Raw genomic sequence first — 2035 nt, 5'->3', positions numbered from 1 at the left:
GCTTCACTCCGTAGAGAAGGCTCGCCATAAAGTGGCCGGCAATCAGAGCTGCAGGTATGCCTATCCCCAGGCCAACGAGAATCTGCCAAAGCGCACCGCGCAACATCATGGCCACCACACTGGAGCGCGCCGCACCGAGCGCCATGCGGATGCCGATCTCGCTTGTCCGCCTGACAACGAAGTAGGACATCACACCGTACAGCCCCACCGAAGCCAGGATCAATGCCAGGGCTCCGAATCCGCTGGTGAGTCGCGCCAGCAGCCGGTCCTGGTTGAAGTTGCCTGCAACCTCCACGTCGTAGGGGCTGAAATGCATTACCGGGATGTTTGGATCGATGGAAGCAAGCGTTCTGCGCGTCAGCGTCTCGACGTCCGCCGGCGCCTGCACAAAGTCAAGAATGATGAAGTTGAGATACATGGAGCTCTTTTCTGCTGCATCGGCATCCGGTTCTTTGTACCCGTGAAACTGCTGAGACAACGGACGGAAGAAGAGCGGCCGCACCTCGCCGCGCGGATCGGTCATCTTGAAGTCTGCAAAGACACCTGCGATTTCAAAGGCGCCCGAGTACTGGATCGAACCCACACCAAAGTGCTTGCCAATCGGGTCCTGGTTGGGAAAGAAGTGCCTGGCAAAGGCCTGATTCACCAGGACGACCTGCTGCGAGGTGGCAGTATCCCGCGTGGAGAAATTGCGGCCACGCACAATCGGCACCCCAAGCGAATCGAGAAAGCGTGTACTGGCGCGATCCCAGGCTGCAAAACAGGGGTCCTTTGGCCCCGGCGTAGCGTGACCTTGAGGGATAACACAGGAGCCCCACATGTTGCCGCCGAGAGGGATATACCGGACAAGGCTGACGTTGGCCATTCCCGGCAGCGCGGTGAATCGATCTTCAATTTGCTGGTAAAGCGCGGGAAGTCGATCGACGGTATAACCCACTCCCTTTGGATCAATGGAGACCACATAGCGGTTGGCGGTGGTGATGCCGAAGTTCTGATGCTCCAGGTTGCGGAGGGATTTTGTCATCAGCAATGCGCCAGCCAGCAGGACCATCGACAGGGCTACCTGAAAGACGATCAGAATCCGCTGCGGCAGAGACGAGCGATCTGCGGTCGACCGATTCACTCCACGAAGAGCATCGACTGGCTGCGCATACGACGCCAGCCATGCGGGCACCGTTCCAAAGACAATGCCGGTAAGCACTGACACGGCAAACGTAAACGCCAGGACCGCGGTTGAAGGAAGCGCCTGAACCGGCATATTTCTGGCGGTTGGAAATGCGAGCGTCAACATCGTGTACGAACCGGCGTAGGCGACGGCCAAGCCTGCCGCACCGCCCATCAGGCTCAGCAAGACACTCTCGGTGAGAATCTCACGTATGACTCTGAACCGCGATGCACCCAGCGCGATGCGCACCGCCACATCCGCGCGGCGTGCGGTGCAGCGCGCTAAAAGCAGGTTGGCGATATTGGCGCAGGCGATGAGGAGGACCACCGTAGAAAGGATCATCATCATGCGCAGCCCTGTGCCCGTCTGCTGCTGCAGCCTTTGAATGCCGCCGCCCGCGGGTGCAAGAACGACATGCTGCCGCGGGATCAGCGCGGTACCCCCATGATCGGCGTATGTTGGACGCGTGGTGAGCCATTGCTGCAACGCTACCGACAGCTTCGCCTGCAAGGCCTGCACATTGGTACCGGGACGGAGTCTTCCGAGTGGATAGAGCCAGAGCTCATCGACGCCCTTCAGTGCGGAGTTAGCCCCTTCAAGCACGGGCTCATTGGCAAGGGGCATCCAGAAGTCGGGCGGGTTGGAGATGATGCGGTCGCCGAAGAATCCGGGAGGCGCGATGCCCGCCACAACGAAGGGATGCGTCTGCACATAAACGGTGGAGCCGACGATGCCTGCGTCCCCGGCGAAGTCGGCCTGCCAGGTCTTGTAGCTCAGCACCAGTGTGGGTGCGGCGCCGGGTGTGTCGTCGTTTTCGCTGAGGACACGGCCGGCATACGCGCCTACACCCAGGGTCGCGAAGTAGTTGCC

General features: G+C 60.3%; 1 protein-coding gene. It reads right to left on the bottom strand.

From position 1 onward, the window contains the following. A partial coding sequence (locus AB4043_RS23700) for an ABC transporter permease (RefSeq protein WP_442308279.1) occupies positions 1-2035 on the bottom strand: 2035 nt, incomplete at both ends.

It is taken from the genome of Terriglobus sp. YAF25, assembly GCF_052113305.1.
Lineage (GTDB): Bacteria > Acidobacteriota > Terriglobia > Terriglobales > Acidobacteriaceae > Terriglobus.
Note: the sequence above shows the minus strand (reverse complement) of the source record. Positions and strands in the feature narration are given on the sequence as shown.